Below are 16,720 nucleotides of genomic sequence, written 5' to 3' on the forward strand. Positions count from 1 at the left end.
CGTGCGCCGCATTTACCGGAAAAGGCGGGGCGGGGTCAATGCGGCCGCGCAGATTCGCCACAATGGGTCGTGCGGCGACAGTACGGGTTGCCTGCGGGCAACAATCAGGCCGCACCGGGAAAATGGCGGGCCCGTTTCGCGTCGAGATCGAGGCGCAGCGCGTGCAGCAGACCGTGGTCGTCAAGCCGCGCGCACAAAGCCGGCGTGGCGGTGCAGACCTCTTCGAAGAATGCGCGCAGCGCGGCCTCGCCCCCGCTTTCCTCGATCGCGCCAAGCAGCTGGTTCATGGTCAACCCGGCACCATCGGGGCGCGGTGCGGGCTTGAGCCCCGGGCGATAGGCCCCCTTTTCCATGCGGAACGCGTAATGGCGCAGGAAGCTGTCGATGTCGGGGGCGTGGACATGCGCCAGCCGGGTCCGGGGCAGTTCCGCGCAATCCGGGTCCGGTTTGCCGTCGCGGATCGCGTTGTGGATGCGCAAGGTCACCTCGTCGCCGGCGCTGTCCGTGCGCACGAAGACCTTGCCCGCGACGTGGCTCAGGAACCCGCCGTCCAGATGTTCGCCATAGGTGGGGTAGATCGCGTCGGTCTGCGCGCGCCGCCTCGGTCGGTCGATGGAAAAGCCCTTGCACCAGGTGACCGGGTCGTCCGGCGCGGCGGGGTCGGGCGCCAGCGCCTCGACCGGGCGAACACGCGCGCTGAGCGTTGCCGCGGGCAGCGCGGCAAGCTGCTCCGGCAGGGGGGCTTCGGGCCACAGGAACTCGTCCACGTCGATATGCACCAGCCAGTCGACCTCGGGCCCGCGCCGCAGGCAGCGCGTGGCGTTGGCGGTCTGGCGCACCTGGTGCTTCTTCGGCCGGCCGCCCAGGCCCTGCCAATAGGGGGCGTCGCACAAGGTCACGCGGCATTTCGGATGCGCCTTGAGCGCGGCCCGCGCCGCCGGGTCGTCGGCGTCGAGGTAGACATGCACGCGGTGCGCGCCCAGGTCGACGTGATGGGCGGCGAAATCCAGGATCGTTCGCGTGTCGGCCTTGACCGTGGCGACAAGGCCCCAGGTGGGGGGGCGGTTCATGCGGCGGAGTGTGGCCGGGCGCGGCCCCGGGCGCAAGCGTGATCGGGCGCCCGCGCAGGCCGTTCCGGCGGGCGCCTCCGGCGGGGGAATTTCCGGCAGGATGACCCGCAGGGCGCGCCGCGGGCGTGCGCGGCGGCCTGCCCTGTCAGACCATCATCTCCTTGGTGGCCGTCAGGTTGACCTCGGGATGGTCGCGTTCGATCCGGTCGATGTCCCATTGCAGGCGCGTGAGATAGACGATGTCGCCGTCGTGGTCGTGGGCGATGTGCTGCTTGTTGGCGTTGCTGAACTTCTCCACGGCCGCCTTTTCACCGCCCACCCAGCGGGCGGAGGTGAACTGCGACGGCTCGAATCGCACCGGCAGGCCGTATTCCTGCTCGATCCGGGTGGCGAGCACGTCGAACTGCAGCGCGCCCACCACGCCCACGATGAAGCCGGAGCCGACGCTGGGCTTGAACACCTTGGCCGCGCCTTCCTCGGCGAACTGCATCAACGCCTTCTCGAGGTGCTTGGCCTTCATCGGGTCGCCCGCGCGCACGCCCTGCAGGAGTTCCGGCGCGAAGCTGGGGATACCGGTGACGCGCAAGCTTTCGCCCTCGGTCAGCGTGTCGCCGATGCGCAGCTGGCCGTGGTTGGGGATGCCGATGATGTCGCCGGCCCAGGCTTCCTCGGCCAGTTCGCGGTCAGAGGCGAGGAACAGCACCGGGGCCGAGACGGTCATCGGTTTCTTCGTGCGCACCTGCGTGAGCTTCATGCCACGCTTGAAATGCCCGGAGGCCATGCGCACGAAGGCGACGCGATCGCGGTGCTTGGGGTCCATGTTGGCCTGCACCTTGAAGACGAAACCGCTGACCTTCTTTTCCTCGGGCGCGATCTGGCGGGGGGTGGCGGATTGCGGCTGTGGTTGCGGGCCCAGCGTGCCGATCCCTTCCATCAGCTCCTTCACGCCGAAGGAGTTGATGGCCGAGCCGAACCATATGGGCGTCATGTGCCCTTCGAGCACCGATTGCGGGTCCAGCGCGGGCAGCAGTTCGCGCGCCATCTCGACCTCCTCGCGCAGCTGGTCGAGCTGCGCCTGGGGCACGTGTTCGGCCATCTTCGGGTCGTCGAGGCCGTCGATCGCGATCGACTCGGCCACGCGGTTGCGGTCGGCACGGTCCATCAGCTCCAGCCGGTCGTGCAGCATGTCGTAACAGCCCAGGAAATCGCGCCCCATGCCGATCGGCCAGCTCGCCGGGGTGACGTCCATGGCCAGCATCTGCTGGATCTCGTCGATGATCTCGAAGGTATCGCGGCTTTCGCGGTCCATCTTGTTGCAGAACGTCAGGATCGGCAGGTCGCGCAGGCGGCAGACCTCGAACAGTTTCTGCGTCTGGCTTTCCACGCCCTTGGCGCCGTCGATCACCATCACCGCCGCGTCCACCGCCGTGAGCGTGCGGTAGGTGTCCTCGGAAAAGTCGGAGTGGCCCGGCGTGTCCACGAGGTTGAAGCGGAAGTCCTTGAAATCGAACGACATCGCCGAAGCCGAGACCGAGATGCCGCGCTGTTTCTCCATCTCCATGAAGTCCGAGCGCGTGCGCCGCGCCTCGCCCTTGGCGCGGACCTGGCCGGCCATCTGGATCGCGCCGCCGTAAAGCAGGAACTTCTCGGTCAGCGTGGTCTTGCCCGCATCCGGGTGGCTGATGATCGCGAAGGTGCGGCGGCGCGCGATCTCGGGCGGCAGGTCGGGGCGGTTGGGCGTCACATCGAGCATGCGCGCCATATAGGCGAGGCGCCGGGCAAGGGCAATCGCGGCCCGCCCGCTTCAGCGCGCCGAGGCGCGCTTGAGCAGCGCGGCGGTGTCGGGGTGGTTGAGCAGGGTCTCGCGCACCTCGAAATCCAGGTGGGGCCGGCCGGTGTGGGCTGGCAGCCCGCCGGCCAGCTTGCCGGCCACCTCGACGGGCAGGGCCGGGCGCGTGTGGGAATCGACCAGGAGGGTCTCGGCCGCGATCCCCTCGGCATAGATGATCTGGTGTTCGTCGAAGAGGATCTGGAAGTAGTCGACGAATCCGCCCGGCTGTTGCACCACCGTTGCGCCGTTCACAAGGTGCCGCGCGCGAACCAGCACGGGCTTGCGCCCGGCGCCGATCGCGTCCGAGCGCTGGTAGATGAACAGGCGATGGTCGGGACTGACCACGAGGTCGTGTTCGTTGCACAGGGCGCCGGCCTTGATGCGGATCGGCGCGAACTCTCCCACCGCGCGGACGGTGGATTGGCCGATCCAGCGAATCGCCTGCGGACCGTCGTCACGGGTCAGGACGACGTCGCCGACCGAAAGCCGCTCGATCCGTTCCTGACGCCCCGAGGCCAGCGTGATGTGCGTCCCGCGGGTGAAGGCGACGCAGGCGACCTCGGCCATGCGCCGGCGGGCGCTGTCACGGTCCAGCCGCACCAGCGTGTAGTCGGTGCGCGGCGTTATCGGGGCCAAGGGGACCGCATAGACCGCGGCGACCCGGCCGTTCTCGTCGAGTTCGACGAGAACCAGAAGCTCGATCGTCGCGCCCGTTGCCGCCATCAGCGTCAGGCAGCTGTCGACGCGGACAGCCGCGCCCGGGGCGCCCTGGGCCGTGTCGCTATCCAGCGTGAAATGGCCATCCTCGCAGGGCAGCAGGGCAAGCCTTTCGCGCCGCGCGTTGGGGTGCAACTGGTAGGTGTCGCCGAGGTCGAGCTCGTCGGCGAACGACAGCGCGTCGCCGAGGTTCGCACCGTCGGTGACCGTGAGATCATCGGCAAGGTGGACACGGACGGACTGCGCGGGGCGCCTGGCGGAACGGGTCATGGGCGGCTTGGCCTTTCACTGGCGACGGGAGTGTTCGACTGGCAACGTGTCTAGACTACGAATTTGGCGGCAAGCGGTCAAAGCTCTGGTGTTTTGCTGGCATCCCTGCGCCAAGGGGTGCTAGGCGAAACCCCGATGACTGCGCGAAACGAACGGGAGGATGCGATGGATCTGGGGATCAAGGGAAAGCGCGCGCTGGTCTGCGCGTCGTCGAAGGGGCTGGGGCTTGGCTGTGCCCGGGCGCTGGCCGAGGCGGGCGTGAACCTGGTGATGAATGCCCGTGGCGCGGAGGCGCTGGAGGCCGCCGCGCAAGCCATCCGCGACGATTTCGGCGTTGCCGTGGAAACGGTCGCCTGCGATGTCACCACCGAAGCCGGCCAGGGCCAAGTGCTGGAGGCCGCCGACGCCGCCGACATCCTGGTGACCAACGCCGGCGGCCCGCCGCCGGGGATGTGGACGGACTGGGACCGCGAGGATTTCATCAAGGCGCTGGACGCCAACATGCTGACACCGATCGCGCTCATGAAGGCATTGTTGCCGGGAATGATGGAGCGCGGCTGGGGCCGCGTGGTCAACATCACCTCGCAGTCCGTCAAGGCGCCGATCGCGGTGCTGGGGCTTTCCAATTCGGCGCGCGCGGGGCTGACGGGCTACGTGGCTGGCACCGCGCGGCAGGTTGCCGGCCACGGTGTGAACATCAACAACCTGCAACCGGGCATTCACGCGACGGACCGCGCCGAGGCGCTGGACCGCGGCGTGGCCGAGCGCGAGGGCATCGGCATGGACGAGGCAAAGGCGCAGCGCTGCGCGACGATTCCCGCGGGCCGCTACGGCACGAAGGAGGAGTTCGGAGCCGCCTGCGCCTTCCTGTGCAGCCAGCACGCCGGTTTCATCGTGGGCCAGAACATCCTGCTCGATGGCGGCGCCGTGAACGCGACGATGTGACCGGCGCTGCGGCTCACGGGCCGGTCACTTTCGCGTAGGGCGCGCACCGCCCGCTGGCGATGCGGCCGCGGCGCTGCTAACGGCAGGGTGACGCGTCAAGACCGGAGACCCTGCCATGACATCGCCCGCCCAGACCGCCGCCGTGCTCGCCGCCTTTGGCCTGGTCATCCTGATCAGCCTGGCGGCCGCGCCGCGGCGCGCCACCGTGGCGGGGTTCTTTCGCGGCGGTTCCGCCGACGGCCGGGCACCGGGGCTGTGGGTGCTGGTGCTCAGCCAGGTGACGACGTGGATCTTCGCGCGCTCGCTCATGAACGCGGCGATCCTGGGGTATTTCTTCGGCATCTGGGGTGTCCTGGCCTATGCCGCCTACTACGGCTCGTTCCTGACGGGTGGTTTCATCGTCGGCCGGCTGCGCGCGGGCGGCGCTGGGTCGGTGCAGGATTGGCTGGGCGCGCGCTTCGGGGCCGGCGGGACGCTGTGCTACAACCTCGTGATTGCCTTGCGCCTGCTGTCGGAGGTCTTTGCCAACCTTCTCGTCGTCGGGCTGATCTTTGGCGCGGTGCTGCCCGAAACCCCCGCCACGCGGGAGCTCGCAATCGTCGTCGTGGGGCTGCTGGCGCTGGCCTACAGCGCCTGGGGCGGGCTGAGCGCGGCGTTGCGCACCGATGTCGTGCAGATGCTGGCCTTTGTCGCCGTGCTGCTGGCCGCCCTCGTCGCGCTGCTGGTCAGCCCGGGCTTCGACCTCGGGGCGGTGCTGACCGCGCCGGGCACGCTCGGGGCGTGGCCGGGACAGGTGCTGGTGCTGGTCGCGCTGCTGCAGGTCTTTTCCTACCCCGTCCACGACCCGGTGATGATGGACCGTGGCTTTCTCGCGGACCGGGCGACAACGCGCGCGGCGTTCCTGCACGCCTTCTGGATCTCGGCGCTGTGCATTCTTGGCTTCGGTCTGTTCGGCGTGCAGGCCGGGCTGGCCGGTGCGGCCTACGAGGGGCAACTCATCGGGACATGGGCGATGATCTTTCCGCCGTGGCTGTTCGTGGCGCTGATGGTGTCGTTGCTGGTCAGCGCGCTCAGCACGCTCGATTCGGCGCTGTCCAGCGCCGCGCGGCTGGTGGTGGACGAACTCCGGCTGGCCCCGCGCAGCCTGGCGGGCGGGCGCGCGGCGATGGTCGTTTTCGCGATTCTGGGCGGCGCGCTGACGCTGTGGGGCAACCAGACGCTGTTCGACGCCGTGGCCGTCAGCGGGACGGCCAGCATGTTCCTCACGCCGGTCCTGGTGACGGGATTGGTGATGGGCCGGCCGGTCGCGCTCTGGGCCTATATCGTTGCCTTCGCCGCCGCGATGCTGGGCGCGGCCACCTATTTCGCCCGCGACACCGCGCTCGTCGGCGCGCTGCTGCCCGATGGGCACAAGTACGAACAACTGCTGGTGATCTGCGCGGTGGTGCTCATCGCGGGCTTCGCCGCTGTCATCGCCGGGTCCAGAAGGGTGCGCGCCGGCCACTGACCCGGCGCCGGATCCGCTGGCGGGCACGACCGATCCCGCGCAACGCACGGCAGTTGCGCGCTTGAACCGTGGGCGACGGGTTGCTATCTGCGACCAGATACGAGAACCCGATCAAATGGGTCGGGCACCCTGAGAGGCCGGCTTGGACGCATCCCCGCAGACAGACACGAACGCGCCGCGGCTGGAAATCCGCAACCTCGTGCGTGACTACGACGGCCGCCGCGTGGTCGATGACGTGTCGCTGACCGTCATGCCGGGGCAGGTGACCTGCCTGCTGGGGCCGTCGGGCTGTGGCAAGTCGACCACGCTGCGCGCCATCGCGGGCGTCGAGATGCAGGATGCCGGAGAGATCCTGGTGGACGGCGCTCTTGTCTGCGACACCGTGTATCGCGTGCCCCCCGAACGGCGCCACATCGGGCTGATGTTCCAGGACTTCGCGCTGTTCCCGCACCTGACGGTGGCCGAGAACGTGGGGTTCGGGCTGTCCGCCGACAAGGCGGCGCGCGAGAAGCGGGTCGACGAGATGCTGGCGCGTGTGGGCATGCGGGCCTATGCGCGCAACTACCCGCACGAACTTTCGGGCGGTGAGCAGCAGCGCGTGGCACTGGCCCGCGCGCTGGCGCCGAGGCCGCGCATCATGCTGATGGACGAACCCTTTTCGGGCCTGGACAACCGCCTGCGCGACGGCATCCGCGACGAAACCCTCGACATCCTGCGCGAGGAGGACGCGGCCGTCCTGCTGGTCACGCACGAGCCCGAGGAGGCGATGCGCATGGCCGACGAGATCGCGCTGATGCGTGCGGGACGGATCGTGCAGAAGGGTGCGCCCTACAACATCTACAATGCGCCGGTCGACCGCGATGCCGTCGCCTTCTTCAGCGACATCAACGTGATCCGCGGCACCGTGAACGGCGCGCTGACGGAAACGCCCTTCGGGCAGTTCCTCGCACCCGGCGTGCCGGATGGCGCCGAGGTGGACATCGTGATCCGCCCCCAGCACATCAAGATCGATTTCGACCGCGGCGGCCACGGCCCCAACCCCACGCCGCAGGACGGCACGCCCGCGCGCGGCGTGGTGCGGCGCGCGCGTTTCATCGGTTCCGAAAGCCTGGTGGAGTTCCGCATGGACCATGACGGATCCATCCTGAAGGCCACCGTGCCCAACGTGTTCCTGCCGAAACCGGGCAAGGCCTTGTGGCTGATGATCCGGCGCGACCGCTGTTTCGTCTTTCCCGCCCACGACTGAACGGGCCTGCGCGCTGGCCGGCGGCCCCCGAATCCGGGTAAAATCCGCGCATCCCGCCCGATTGACGCTTTCATCCCCCGGCGCGAGCGACTAGATACGGGAAACGGGATTATCCGGGGCCGCTTGCGGCCCCGAGACTGGGAGACAAGACTATGCTGAACAACATCGGCCTTCCTGGCCTTCTTCTGATCGCCGTGGTGGTGCTCGTGCTCTTCGGCCGCGGCAAGATCTCCTCGCTCATGGGCGAGGTGGGCAAGGGCATCACCTCGTTCAAGAAGGGCGTCAGCGAAGGCAACAAGGAACTCGAAGACGAAAGCGAACAATCGGCCGAGACGGCCAAGGACGTCACGCCCGAAGATGAAAAGGACAAGGCCTGAGGGCCATGCTTGATCTGGGCTGGACCGAGCTTCTGGTCATCGGCATCGTCGCGCTGATCGTCGTTGGCCCCAAGGATCTGCCGGGCATGTTCCGCGCGGTTGGCAACTTCGTGGGCAAGGCCAAGCGCATGGCGCGCGACTTCTCCAAGGCGATGAACGACGCCGCCGACGACTCGGGCATGCGCGACGTCTCCGATACCTTCCGCAAGGCGACCAACCCCATGGGCAGCGCCATGGACGAGGTGAAGTCGGCGACGAAAAGCTTCACCCAGCAGACGATGGAAAGCGGCCTGCCCAAGGACCGCGAGAACGACGAAGACGGCGCGGCCGGCAAATCGGGGCTTTCGGACGAGCGGCGTGCCGCCGCGGAACGTATCCGCGAACACTCTGCCGAGAAGGCCAATGCCCGCCGCGCGGCGGAGGCCGCCGAATCCGAGGCCGCGGACGCCGGCGGCGAAACGGACGCCACGGGCGACAGCGGTGGGAAACGGGCCTCCGGCACGGCCGCTTCGGGCGGCAAAGGCGCATCGACCTCGGGCAAGGGCAAATCCGGTGCCGAGTCGGGCGGCGAATCCAGGAACGCGGGCAAGGGCAAATCGGGGTCTGCCACGAAGACGAAATCGGCCTCGGCCCGGAACACCGGCACCAGGACCACCGGCACGAAGGCCAAGGGTGCCTCCGCGTCGAAGGGTGGCAAGAAGAAGACGGCCGCCGGCAGCAGCGCCGGCACGGCTGAGGACACGTGATGAGCCCCAGCGACGAGATCGAGGACAGTTCCGCCCCCCTGATCGAACACCTGACCGAGTTGCGCCAGCGGCTCATCCGGTCGGTGGTGGCCTTCATCATCGGGATGGTGATCTGTTTCACGGTCGCCACGCCCATATTCAATTTCCTCACTGCGCCGCTGTGCCGGGTGCTGGCCGAGCGCGGGCAGGACTGCGGACTCATCTTCATCAGCCCGCAGGAAGGTTTCTTCGTCGCGGTCAAGGTGTCGCTGCTCGGCGGCTTCATCCTTGCCTTTCCCTACATCGCGGCGCAGATGTGGCGCTTCGTGGCGCCGGGTCTCTACAAGTCGGAAAAGGGTGCCTTCCTGCCGTTTCTCGTGGCGTCGCCCTTCATGTTCCTGCTGGGCGCGGCGTTTGCCTTCTACGTGGTCACGCCGCTGGCCTATGACTTCTTCCTCGGTTTCCAGCAGTTCGGCAATGAAGGCGAGGCGGTGCCCGCGGGCGATCCGCAGAATGCCGCGCCGCTCAGCGTCGTGTTCCAGGGCTCGGCGCAGGAATACCTCAACCTTACGATCAAGTTCATCGTCGCCTTCGGGCTTTGCTTCCAGTTGCCGGTGCTGCTGACGCTCATGGGCAAGGCCGGTCTGGTCAGCGCCGAGGGGCTGGGACAGGTGCGCAAGTACGCCATGGTCGGCATCCTCGTGCTGGCCGCGCTGGTGACGCCGCCCGATGTCATCACCCAGGTGATCCTGTTCGTTGTGGTCTACGGCCTTTACGAGGTCTCGATCTGGCTGGTGCGCCGCGTCGAAAAGGACCGCGAGGCGCGTCTGCGCGCCGAAGGGCTGTGGTTCGAGGACGACGACGAGACGGACCTCGACGATGATCCGATGGCGGCCGAGTTCGACGATGACGACGACGATGACGGCGACGGGGACCGCGAGCGGTGAGCGACGATCCACTTGAGCGCATCGCCGCCGCGCTCGAGCGGATGAGCCCGGCGCCCCTCGAGGCGCCGGACTTCTCCACGGCGGGTGCATACGTCTGGCAGATGGATCCCGAGCGGCTGGAACCGGTCGACAGCGTCAACCGCGTGGACATGTCCCTGCTCAAGGGCATCGACCGGGCGCGCGACACGCTGCTGGAGAACACCCGCCAGTTCGCCCGCGGTCTGCCAGCCAACAACGCGTTGCTGTGGGGCGCGCGGGGCATGGGAAAGTCAAGCCTGGTCAAGGCGGTGCATGCCGCCGTGCAGGCCGAGCACGCCGATCTAAAGATCGTGGAGTTGCACCGCGAGGATCTGACCAGCGTGGGCCGCCTGTTGAAGTTGCTGCGCGTTGCCGAGGCGCGGTTCGTGCTGTTCTGCGACGACCTGTCGTTTTCCCATGACGACCAGCACTACAAGTCGCTCAAGGCCGTGCTCGACGGCGGGATCGAGGGGCGGCCCGGAAACGTGGTGTTCTACGCCACCTCCAACCGCCGCCACCTGATGCCGCGCGACATGATCGAGAACGAGCGCGCGACCGCCATCAGCCCCAGCGAGGCGACAGAGGAAAAGGTCTCGCTTTCCGATCGCTTCGGCCTCTGGCTGGGCTTCCATCCCTGCGACCAGGACGAGTATCTGGCGATGATCCGCGGCTACTGCGATGCCTATGGTGTCGAGATCGACGAGGACACGCTGCGCGCCGAAGCGATCGAATGGCAGGCCACGCGCGGCGCGCGTTCGGGCCGGGTGGCCTGGCAGTATTTCACCGATCTCGCGGGTCGCCGCGGCGTGGCGATCTGAGCGCCGCGGTCCAGCCTGTCCGGGGCCGCCCTTCTTCCTGCCGCAAGCATCCCGGGGTGAGGCCGAAGGCCGAGGCGGGGGCGATGCCCCCTCACGCCCGGCGGCTCATTCCAGGTAAGGCATCGGGTCGACGCTGTCGAAGCCCTCGCGCACCTCGAAATGCATCGCCTGCGCGCCATCCTCGCGGATGCTTGCCAGCGTCTGGCCGCGGCTGACGCTGTCGCCCTTTTCGACGGTCACCCCGGCCACGCTGGAATAGACGGTCAGCAGGTCGCCCGAGTGCTTGACCACGATGATCGGCACGCCGTTGGTATCCTCGGTGATCGCGGCGACGGTGCCGTCGTCCGCCGCCCGCACCGGCGTGCCGGGGCTTGCCGCGATGTCGATCCCGTCGTTCTTGTCCTTGGCATAGGCACGCACGATGGTGCCCTTGACCGGGTAGGCCAGTTGCCCGTCGCCGCCCGCCTCTGGCGTCGGCGTCCCGGTGTCGGACGCGGAATCGCTTGCGCTTTCCGCGCTCAGGTCCGGCGCCTCCTCGGCGCGGGCCAGGGCGTCATCGGGCTCGCCGGTGCCCTCGATCTCGCCGGCTGTCGGGGTCTCCTCGTCGGGCAGGGGATCGTCCGCGCTGGGTGGCGTCGGCGTCTCGGAGCCCTGGCCCGGCGCCTGCGACGGGGCGCCGGTGGCATCGAGCGGCGCGTCTTCCTCGCCGGGCAACGCCACGGGGATCATCAGGTATTGCCCCTCCCGCACGGAAAAGTCGGGGCCGAGACCGTTCCATTCGGCCAGGCTGCGAACCGACACGTCGTAGAGCCGGGCGATGGTATAGGCCGTCTCGCCGCGTTCGACACGGTGGCGCACGGGCTGCGCGCCGCTGCGGTCGGACGCCTGCGGCGCGTCGCGCCCTTCGGCACCGTCGGCCGCGTCGATCGCGGAGTCCGCAAGCGCCGTGATGTCCACCTCGCCCTCGGGCCGGATCGGCCCGCCTTCGGGTTCGGCCACGCGGGTGTGCAGCGCGACGACTTCGCCCGCGCGCAGCGGATCGTCGGGCTGAAGGCCGTTGAACCGCGCCAGATCCTGCGCGTTCACGCCGACGCGTGCGGCGACGTCCGCCACCGTGTCGCCGGACCGCGCGACCGCGACCTGGTATCCGGGATAGGAGATCACGCCGCGCGGGTCCGGGTCCGGCCGCTCGGCGGTGGCCTGGCTTGCCGCTGCGTCGGTGTCGAAGGCGTTGCCCAGCCCGCCGCGCAGGTCGAAATTCAGGGGTTGGTTGCACGCAGACAGCGCGGTGACACCGGCCAGAAGGGCCGCCATCGGCAGGAAGTCTCGAATACGGGAAAGGATCATCTCGCTCTCGTCCTCGTCATTGCCCCTTGTGGCCGGGGTCTTGGCCTCTGGCGCCGGGCGCCTGTCAATGCTCGCGCCCGAGTCCCTCGACCAGAGGCACGAAACGCACCGAGCGCAGTTCTTCGTACTCCAGGCCCTCGTCCGTGCGGGTCACGCGGATCAGGCTCTGCACGGTATCGGACTGACCGACCGGTACAACCATGATACCGCCCTTTCGCAGTTGCGCCAATAGGGGGCCGGGCGGGTCCTCGGCGGCCGCGGTCACGAGGATACGGTCGAAGGGCGCCTGGTCGGGCAGGCCGAAGCTTCCGTCGGCGGTCAGCGCGGTGATGTTGGTCAGGTCGAGCCGGCGGAAGATATCGCTGGCGGTGGCCACCAGCGCGCGGTGGCGGTCCACCGTGTAGACGCGCCGCGCCAGCTGGCTGAGGATCGCCGCCTGGTAGCCCGAGCCGGTGCCAACCTCGAGCACCTTGTCGCGCGGCCCCGGTTTCAGCGCCTGCGTCATCAGGCCGACCACCGAGGGCTGCGAGATCGTCTGCCCGCAGGCGATGGGCAGGGGCATGTCCTCGTAGGCGCGGGCGGCAAAGACGCCACGCGTGAACTGGCGACGGTCGATCTTCTCCATGGCCGTGAGCACGCGCGTATCGGTGACCCCCTTGGTGCGCAGCGCAAAGAGGAACTGCATCTTGCGGCGGGCGGTCTCGTCGGCGTCCTCGCTCATTCGATGGCCTTCAGCGCCTCCAGCGCGTCGTGGGCGGTCAGGTCGGCCCGCATCGGCGTGACCGAGATGTAGCCCTGCAGGTTCACGTCCGCGTCGGTGCCGGGGTGGGTGGGCTGCTGCTGCGGCGCGCCGGTGACCCACAGGAAACGCCGCCCCGAGGGCGCGTGGTGCGGTTCCACCCCGAATCCCATGTCGCGGCGGAATCCCTGTGGTGCGACACGAAGGCCCTTCACGCGGTCGGCGGGGACGGGCGGAAAGTTGATGTTGTAGAAGATGCCGTAATCGTCGGCGGTCCAGACCCCGCGATCGAGCAGGGCACGCAGCGTGGTCAGCCCGTGCACGCGCGCGGCCTCGAATATGTCCGAGACCTCGCGCAGCTCCGGGCCGAAATACTGGCTCAGAGCCACGGCCGGCACGCCCTGAAGCGCGGCCTCCATCGCGCCGCCCAGCGTGCCCGAATAGAGCGCGTTCTCGGCGGCGTTGTTGCCGCGGTTGACGCCCGACAGCACGAGGTCGGGGCGGGCGTCCTTCATGACGTCGTGCAATCCTGCAAGCACGCAGTCGGCCGGGCTGCCCTCGGCGGCGTAGCGGCGTTCGCCAAGCTTGGCGACCATCATCGGCCGCGTGAAGGAAATTGCATGCGCCACGCCCGATTGCTCGAAGGCCGGCGCAACGATCCAGACCTCGCCCGTCGGGCCGGCAAGGTCGCGGGCGATGCCCTCGAGAACCTCGAGCCCCGGCGCGTTGATACCGTCGTCGTTGGTGATGAGAATGCGCAAGGCCCGCTCCGCTGACTGCTCTGCCCGCGCCTGTGTATCCGCGCGCCCGCCCTTGGGCAAGCGGCGCCGCGAAAGGTTCCGGCGGCCAGGGGCCGATCAGGAGGGCACGCCTGCCTCCGCCAGCAGGCGGCGTGCCTCGTCGGCGGGGGCGGCCAGCGCGCCGCGATCCTCGCCGGGGAAGAAACGCGCGCGCGTCGCAGTGGCCATCGGCGCGGGCTCGAGGATGTGAACCCGCGGTCCGGTGCGTTCGGTCTCTGCCTGCCAGCTGCGCGCCAGGGCGATCTGCGCGGCCTTGGTGGCGCCGTAGGCGCCGAAGAACTTGTCGCCCGCGCGCGGGTCGTCGAAGAACAGCGCCTGGCCCGTCTCGCCCAGAAGCGGCGCCACGAAGGTGATGAGGCGCCCCACCGCGCCGGCGTTGCAGGCAAGTGCCTTGTCCCAGTCGGCCGGGTCGAGCTGGCCCGCCGGCGCCAGCGGCGGCGCGTGCACGGCCGCGTGCGCCCAGACGGCAATGCGGCCCCACCGGTCGAAGATACTGCGGCAAAGCTGGGCCATCGCGTCGGCGTTGGTGATGTCCATCGGCGCCAGCGTGGCCTGGCCACCGGCCCGCCGGATCCGGTCGTCGAGTTCTTCGAGCGCGCCGGTGGTGCGCGCCACGGCCACCACGTGATGACCGGGCGCGAGAGCCTCGGCCAGCGCGGCGCCAAGGCCGCGCGACGCGCCGGTCACCAGCGCGACGGGGCGGGCGGGGGCGGAAGGCGTTGCGTCGGTCATGGGCGGTCAAATCCCACTCCGCGCGGGCCAGTTCAAGCCCAAACGCTTGACTTTCGCACGGTGGACGCGAAAAAGGCGGGTGACACATGAAAGACGAAAGGACGACCCCATGCGCGACAAGGTTCTCGCCAAGGCCGTGATCGGCCAGGACACGCTGCTGCGGCAGGCGGCCCTGGTGCTCGGCGGCTCGCTTTTCATTGCCGTGGCGGCCCAGATATCGGTGCCGTTCTTCCCGGTGCCCATGACCCTTCAGACGCTGGCCATCCTGATCGTCGGGCTGACCTTCGGGTCGCGGCTGGGCGCGGTCACGCTTCTTGCGTACCTTGGCGAAGGGGCGATGGGGCTGCCGGTCTTCGCGAACGGCGGCTTCGGGCTTGCCACGCTCGCCGGCCCCACCGCCGGTTTCCTCGTCGGCTTCGTGGGCATGGCCTGGCTGGCAGGCCTGGCGGCCGAAAAGGGGCTGGCGCGCGGGGTCGTCACGACGACACTGTGCTGCATGGCGATCTCGGTGCTGCTCTACATCCCCGGCGCTGCCTGGCCGATGGCCGTGGCAGAAGCGGCTGGCGTGAGCGGCAAGTGGGTCGGCTCCTCGGCCGGCGCGATCTGGACCTACTGGGTCAGCCCCTTCCTGCTGGGCGACGCCGTGAAGGCCGTGATCGCGGCAATGGCCGTCTGGGGCGGCTGGAAGGCGCTGGAGGCCCGCCGCGGCTGAGCCAGCGGGCGCGTTCGAAACGAAAGGGCGCCGGTCGCATGCCGACCGGCGCCTTTTTCATGGTCGCTGACCTGTGCCGGAACCCAACCCGGCTTTGCGCCGGTCCGCAGGCTACTCCGCGGCCTTGAGTTCGAAGCCCTTCTCGATCTGGTCCGAAGGTGCCACGGGGTAGTCACCCGAGAAACAGGCGTCGCAGTACTGCGGGCATTTCGCGTTCCGGCCACCCGATTCGCCGACCGCGCGGTAGAGCCCGTCGAGCGAGATGAACCGCAGCGAGTCGACGGCGAGGTGTTCGCGCATCTCCTCCTCGCTCATCGTGGCGGCCAGGAGCTTTTCGCGCTGCGGCGTGTCCACGCCGTAGAAACAGGGCCAGGCGGTGGGCGGGCTGGCGATGCGGAAATGCACCTCGGACGCGCCGGCGTCGAGGATCATCTCCTTGATCTTGCGGCTGGTGGTGCCGCGCACCACGCTGTCGTCCACCAGGATCACGCGCTTGCCCTCGATCAGGGCGCGGTTGACGTTGAGCTTGAGCCGCACACCCATGTTGCGGATCTGCTCGGTCGGTTCGATGAAGGTGCGGCCCATGTACTGGTTGCGCACGATCCCCATGGCGTAGGGGATGCCGCTTTCCTGCGCGTATCCGATGGCCGCCGGCGTTCCCGAATCGGGGACCGGGCAGACGAGATCGGCCTCCACCGGGGCCTCGCGGGCCAGCTCGACCCCGATGCGCCGGCGCGTGTCATAGACCGACCGGCCGCCGATGATGCTGTCGGGCCGGGAGAAATAGACGTGTTCGAAGATGCAGAAACGCGGGCTGACGGGGCGGAAGGGAAAGCGGCTCTCGACCCCGTCATCGGTGATCACCACCATTTCGCCCGGCTCGATCTCGCGCACGAAGCGCGCGCCGATGATGTCGAGCGCGCAGGTCTCGGAACTGAGCACCCAGCCGTCGGCCACCTGGCCCAGCACCAGGGGCCGTACGCCCAGCGGGTCGCGCACGCCGATCAGCTTGCTGCGCGTCATTGCCACCACCGAAAAGGCCCCCTCGACGCGGCGCAACGCATCCTCCATCCGCTCGGGGATGGTCCGCTGCAGGCTGCGCGCCATCAGGTGGATGATGCATTCGCTGTCCGAACTCGACTGGAAGATCGAGCCACGCTCGATCAGCTCACGGCGCAGGGCGTCCGCGTTGGTGATGTTGCCGTTGTGGGCGATCGCGGCGCCGCCCATCGAGAATTCGCCGAAGAAGGGCTGGACGTCGCGGATCGCGGTCTGACCCTTCGAGCCGGTTGTCGAGTAGCGCACGTGCCCGATCGCCAGCGGGCCGGGCAACGTTTCCATCAGGCTCTGCTTGGTGAAGTTGTCGCGCACGTAGCCGAAACGCCGGGCACTGTTGAAGCCCTGATCGGGATCGTGGCACACGATGCCACCGGCTTCCTGTCCGCGGTGTTGCAGGGCATGCAACCCGAGGGCCACGAAATTCGCCGCCTCGGTCACGCCGAGCACGCCGAAGACGCCGCATTCTTCCTTGGGTTTGTCATCCTCCCCGGCGTCCTGCCACGCCTCGACGTCGAAGGGGTGTGCGGGGGGCATCTGCTTGGACAAGGGGTTTCTCCGAATCCCGTCATCGCTGTCTGCCCCCTAGATAAGGGCTTCGGCCGGCGATGTCACGAAACTATCACATCGCGGGCGCGGTCTCCGCCGGTGTGTCGGTCGCGGCGCCCGGCCAGCGCGCCGAGAAGCGCGCGCCACAGGCCGTGGGCCTGTTCGCTGCGCATCCGGCGCCCGCGTGCCATGTATGATGGTGTGGATACGCCCTCCCGCAACCGCCGGGTCTCGTCGATACTGTCGGGGCAGACGGCAGAGGAGGTAGACCATGGAAACGGCATCCATCATCGCCATCGATCTGGCGAAGAACG

Annotated in this window: 16 protein-coding genes; 8 read left to right on the plus strand and 8 right to left on the minus strand. The window is 68.8% G+C overall.

Annotation, left to right across the window (positions count from 1 at the left end; genetic code table 11):
* Positions 1 to 104: 104 nt before the first annotated feature.
* The 3 genes from CEF10_RS11400 to CEF10_RS11410 all read right to left on the minus strand — a co-directional run bounded on the left by CEF10_RS11400 (position 105) and on the right by CEF10_RS11410 (position 3,888).
* A complete protein-coding gene (locus CEF10_RS11400; RefSeq protein WP_101068297.1) occupies positions 105 to 1,070 on the minus strand; it encodes a glycosyltransferase family 2 protein in 966 nt (321 codons plus the stop codon).
* 145 nt (positions 1,071 to 1,215) lie between these two features.
* Positions 1,216 to 2,823: a peptide chain release factor 3 gene (locus CEF10_RS11405; protein ID WP_101068324.1), complete on the minus strand. Its 1,608-nt coding sequence runs from the start codon at positions 2,821 to 2,823 to the stop codon at positions 1,216 to 1,218.
* A 51-nt stretch (positions 2,824 to 2,874) separates the two neighbouring features.
* Complete coding sequence (locus CEF10_RS11410; protein WP_101068298.1) at positions 2,875 to 3,888, minus strand: Hint domain-containing protein; 1,014 nt, start codon at positions 3,886 to 3,888, stop codon at positions 2,875 to 2,877.
* A 165-nt stretch (positions 3,889 to 4,053) separates the two neighbouring features.
* On the opposite strand from CEF10_RS11410, the gene CEF10_RS11415 reads away from it, so the two are divergent.
* The 7 genes from CEF10_RS11415 to CEF10_RS11445 all read left to right on the plus strand — a co-directional run bounded on the left by CEF10_RS11415 (position 4,054) and on the right by CEF10_RS11445 (position 10,471).
* Positions 4,054 to 4,833, plus strand: coding sequence for an SDR family oxidoreductase (locus CEF10_RS11415; RefSeq protein WP_101068325.1), 780 nt, complete (start codon positions 4,054 to 4,056; stop codon positions 4,831 to 4,833).
* Between the two features lie 115 nt (positions 4,834 to 4,948).
* Positions 4,949 to 6,340 carry an SLC5/6 family protein gene (locus tag CEF10_RS11420; RefSeq protein WP_101068299.1) on the plus strand — a complete coding sequence of 464 codons (1,392 nt, stop codon included), beginning with the start codon at positions 4,949 to 4,951 and terminating at the stop codon, positions 6,338 to 6,340.
* 142 nt (positions 6,341 to 6,482) lie between these two features.
* A complete protein-coding gene (locus tag CEF10_RS11425; protein ID WP_101068300.1) occupies positions 6,483 to 7,586 on the plus strand; it encodes an ABC transporter ATP-binding protein in 1,104 nt (367 codons plus the stop codon).
* 152 nt (positions 7,587 to 7,738) lie between these two features.
* Positions 7,739 to 7,963 carry a twin-arginine translocase TatA/TatE family subunit gene (locus CEF10_RS11430; protein WP_101068301.1) on the plus strand — a complete coding sequence of 75 codons (225 nt, stop codon included), beginning with the start codon at positions 7,739 to 7,741 and terminating at the stop codon, positions 7,961 to 7,963.
* Between the two features lie 5 nt (positions 7,964 to 7,968).
* Positions 7,969 to 8,709, plus strand: a complete 741-nt coding sequence (gene tatB, locus CEF10_RS11435) for a Sec-independent protein translocase protein TatB (protein WP_101068302.1) — start codon at positions 7,969 to 7,971, stop codon at positions 8,707 to 8,709.
* A complete protein-coding gene (gene tatC / locus CEF10_RS11440) occupies positions 8,709 to 9,635 on the plus strand; it encodes a twin-arginine translocase subunit TatC (protein WP_101068303.1) in 927 nt (308 codons plus the stop codon). Before tatB ends, tatC begins: the two co-directional genes overlap by 1 nt.
* Before the next feature lie 41 nt (positions 9,636 to 9,676).
* The gene (locus CEF10_RS11445; RefSeq protein ID WP_408638462.1) at positions 9,677 to 10,471 is read left to right on the plus strand and encodes an ATP-binding protein; all 795 of its coding nucleotides are present in this window, start codon (positions 9,677 to 9,679) and stop codon (positions 10,469 to 10,471) included.
* 105 nt (positions 10,472 to 10,576) lie between these two features.
* Here the strand turns inward: CEF10_RS11445 and CEF10_RS11450 are convergent, their stop codons facing one another.
* From CEF10_RS11450 to CEF10_RS11465, 4 genes are all read right to left on the minus strand, one after another.
* The gene (locus CEF10_RS11450) at positions 10,577 to 11,818 is read right to left on the minus strand and encodes a M23 family metallopeptidase (protein WP_101068305.1); all 1,242 of its coding nucleotides are present in this window, start codon (positions 11,816 to 11,818) and stop codon (positions 10,577 to 10,579) included.
* 64 nt (positions 11,819 to 11,882) lie between these two features.
* Positions 11,883 to 12,539: a protein-L-isoaspartate(D-aspartate) O-methyltransferase gene (locus tag CEF10_RS11455; protein WP_101068306.1), complete on the minus strand. Its 657-nt coding sequence runs from the start codon at positions 12,537 to 12,539 to the stop codon at positions 11,883 to 11,885.
* A complete protein-coding gene (gene surE, locus CEF10_RS11460; protein WP_101068307.1) occupies positions 12,536 to 13,318 on the minus strand; it encodes a 5'/3'-nucleotidase SurE in 783 nt (260 codons plus the stop codon). Before surE ends, CEF10_RS11455 begins: the two co-directional genes overlap by 4 nt.
* Positions 13,319 to 13,414: 96 nt before the next feature.
* Positions 13,415 to 14,089, minus strand: a complete 675-nt coding sequence (locus tag CEF10_RS11465) for an SDR family NAD(P)-dependent oxidoreductase (protein ID WP_101068308.1) — start codon at positions 14,087 to 14,089, stop codon at positions 13,415 to 13,417.
* A 109-nt stretch (positions 14,090 to 14,198) separates the two neighbouring features.
* Between CEF10_RS11465 and CEF10_RS11470 the strand changes: the two genes are divergently transcribed.
* Entirely contained in the window at positions 14,199 to 14,801 is a 603-nt protein-coding gene (locus CEF10_RS11470; protein ID WP_101068309.1) for a biotin transporter BioY, read from the plus strand.
* Positions 14,802 to 14,912: 111 nt separating this feature from the next.
* On the opposite strand, the gene purF is transcribed toward CEF10_RS11470, so the two are convergent.
* A complete protein-coding gene (gene purF / locus CEF10_RS11475; RefSeq protein WP_101068310.1) occupies positions 14,913 to 16,394 on the minus strand; it encodes an amidophosphoribosyltransferase in 1,482 nt (493 codons plus the stop codon).
* Positions 16,395 to 16,720 lie beyond the last annotated feature (326 nt).

Source organism: Roseovarius salinarum (assembly GCF_002834145.1).
Lineage (GTDB): Bacteria > Pseudomonadota > Alphaproteobacteria > Rhodobacterales > Rhodobacteraceae > Roseovarius > Roseovarius salinarum.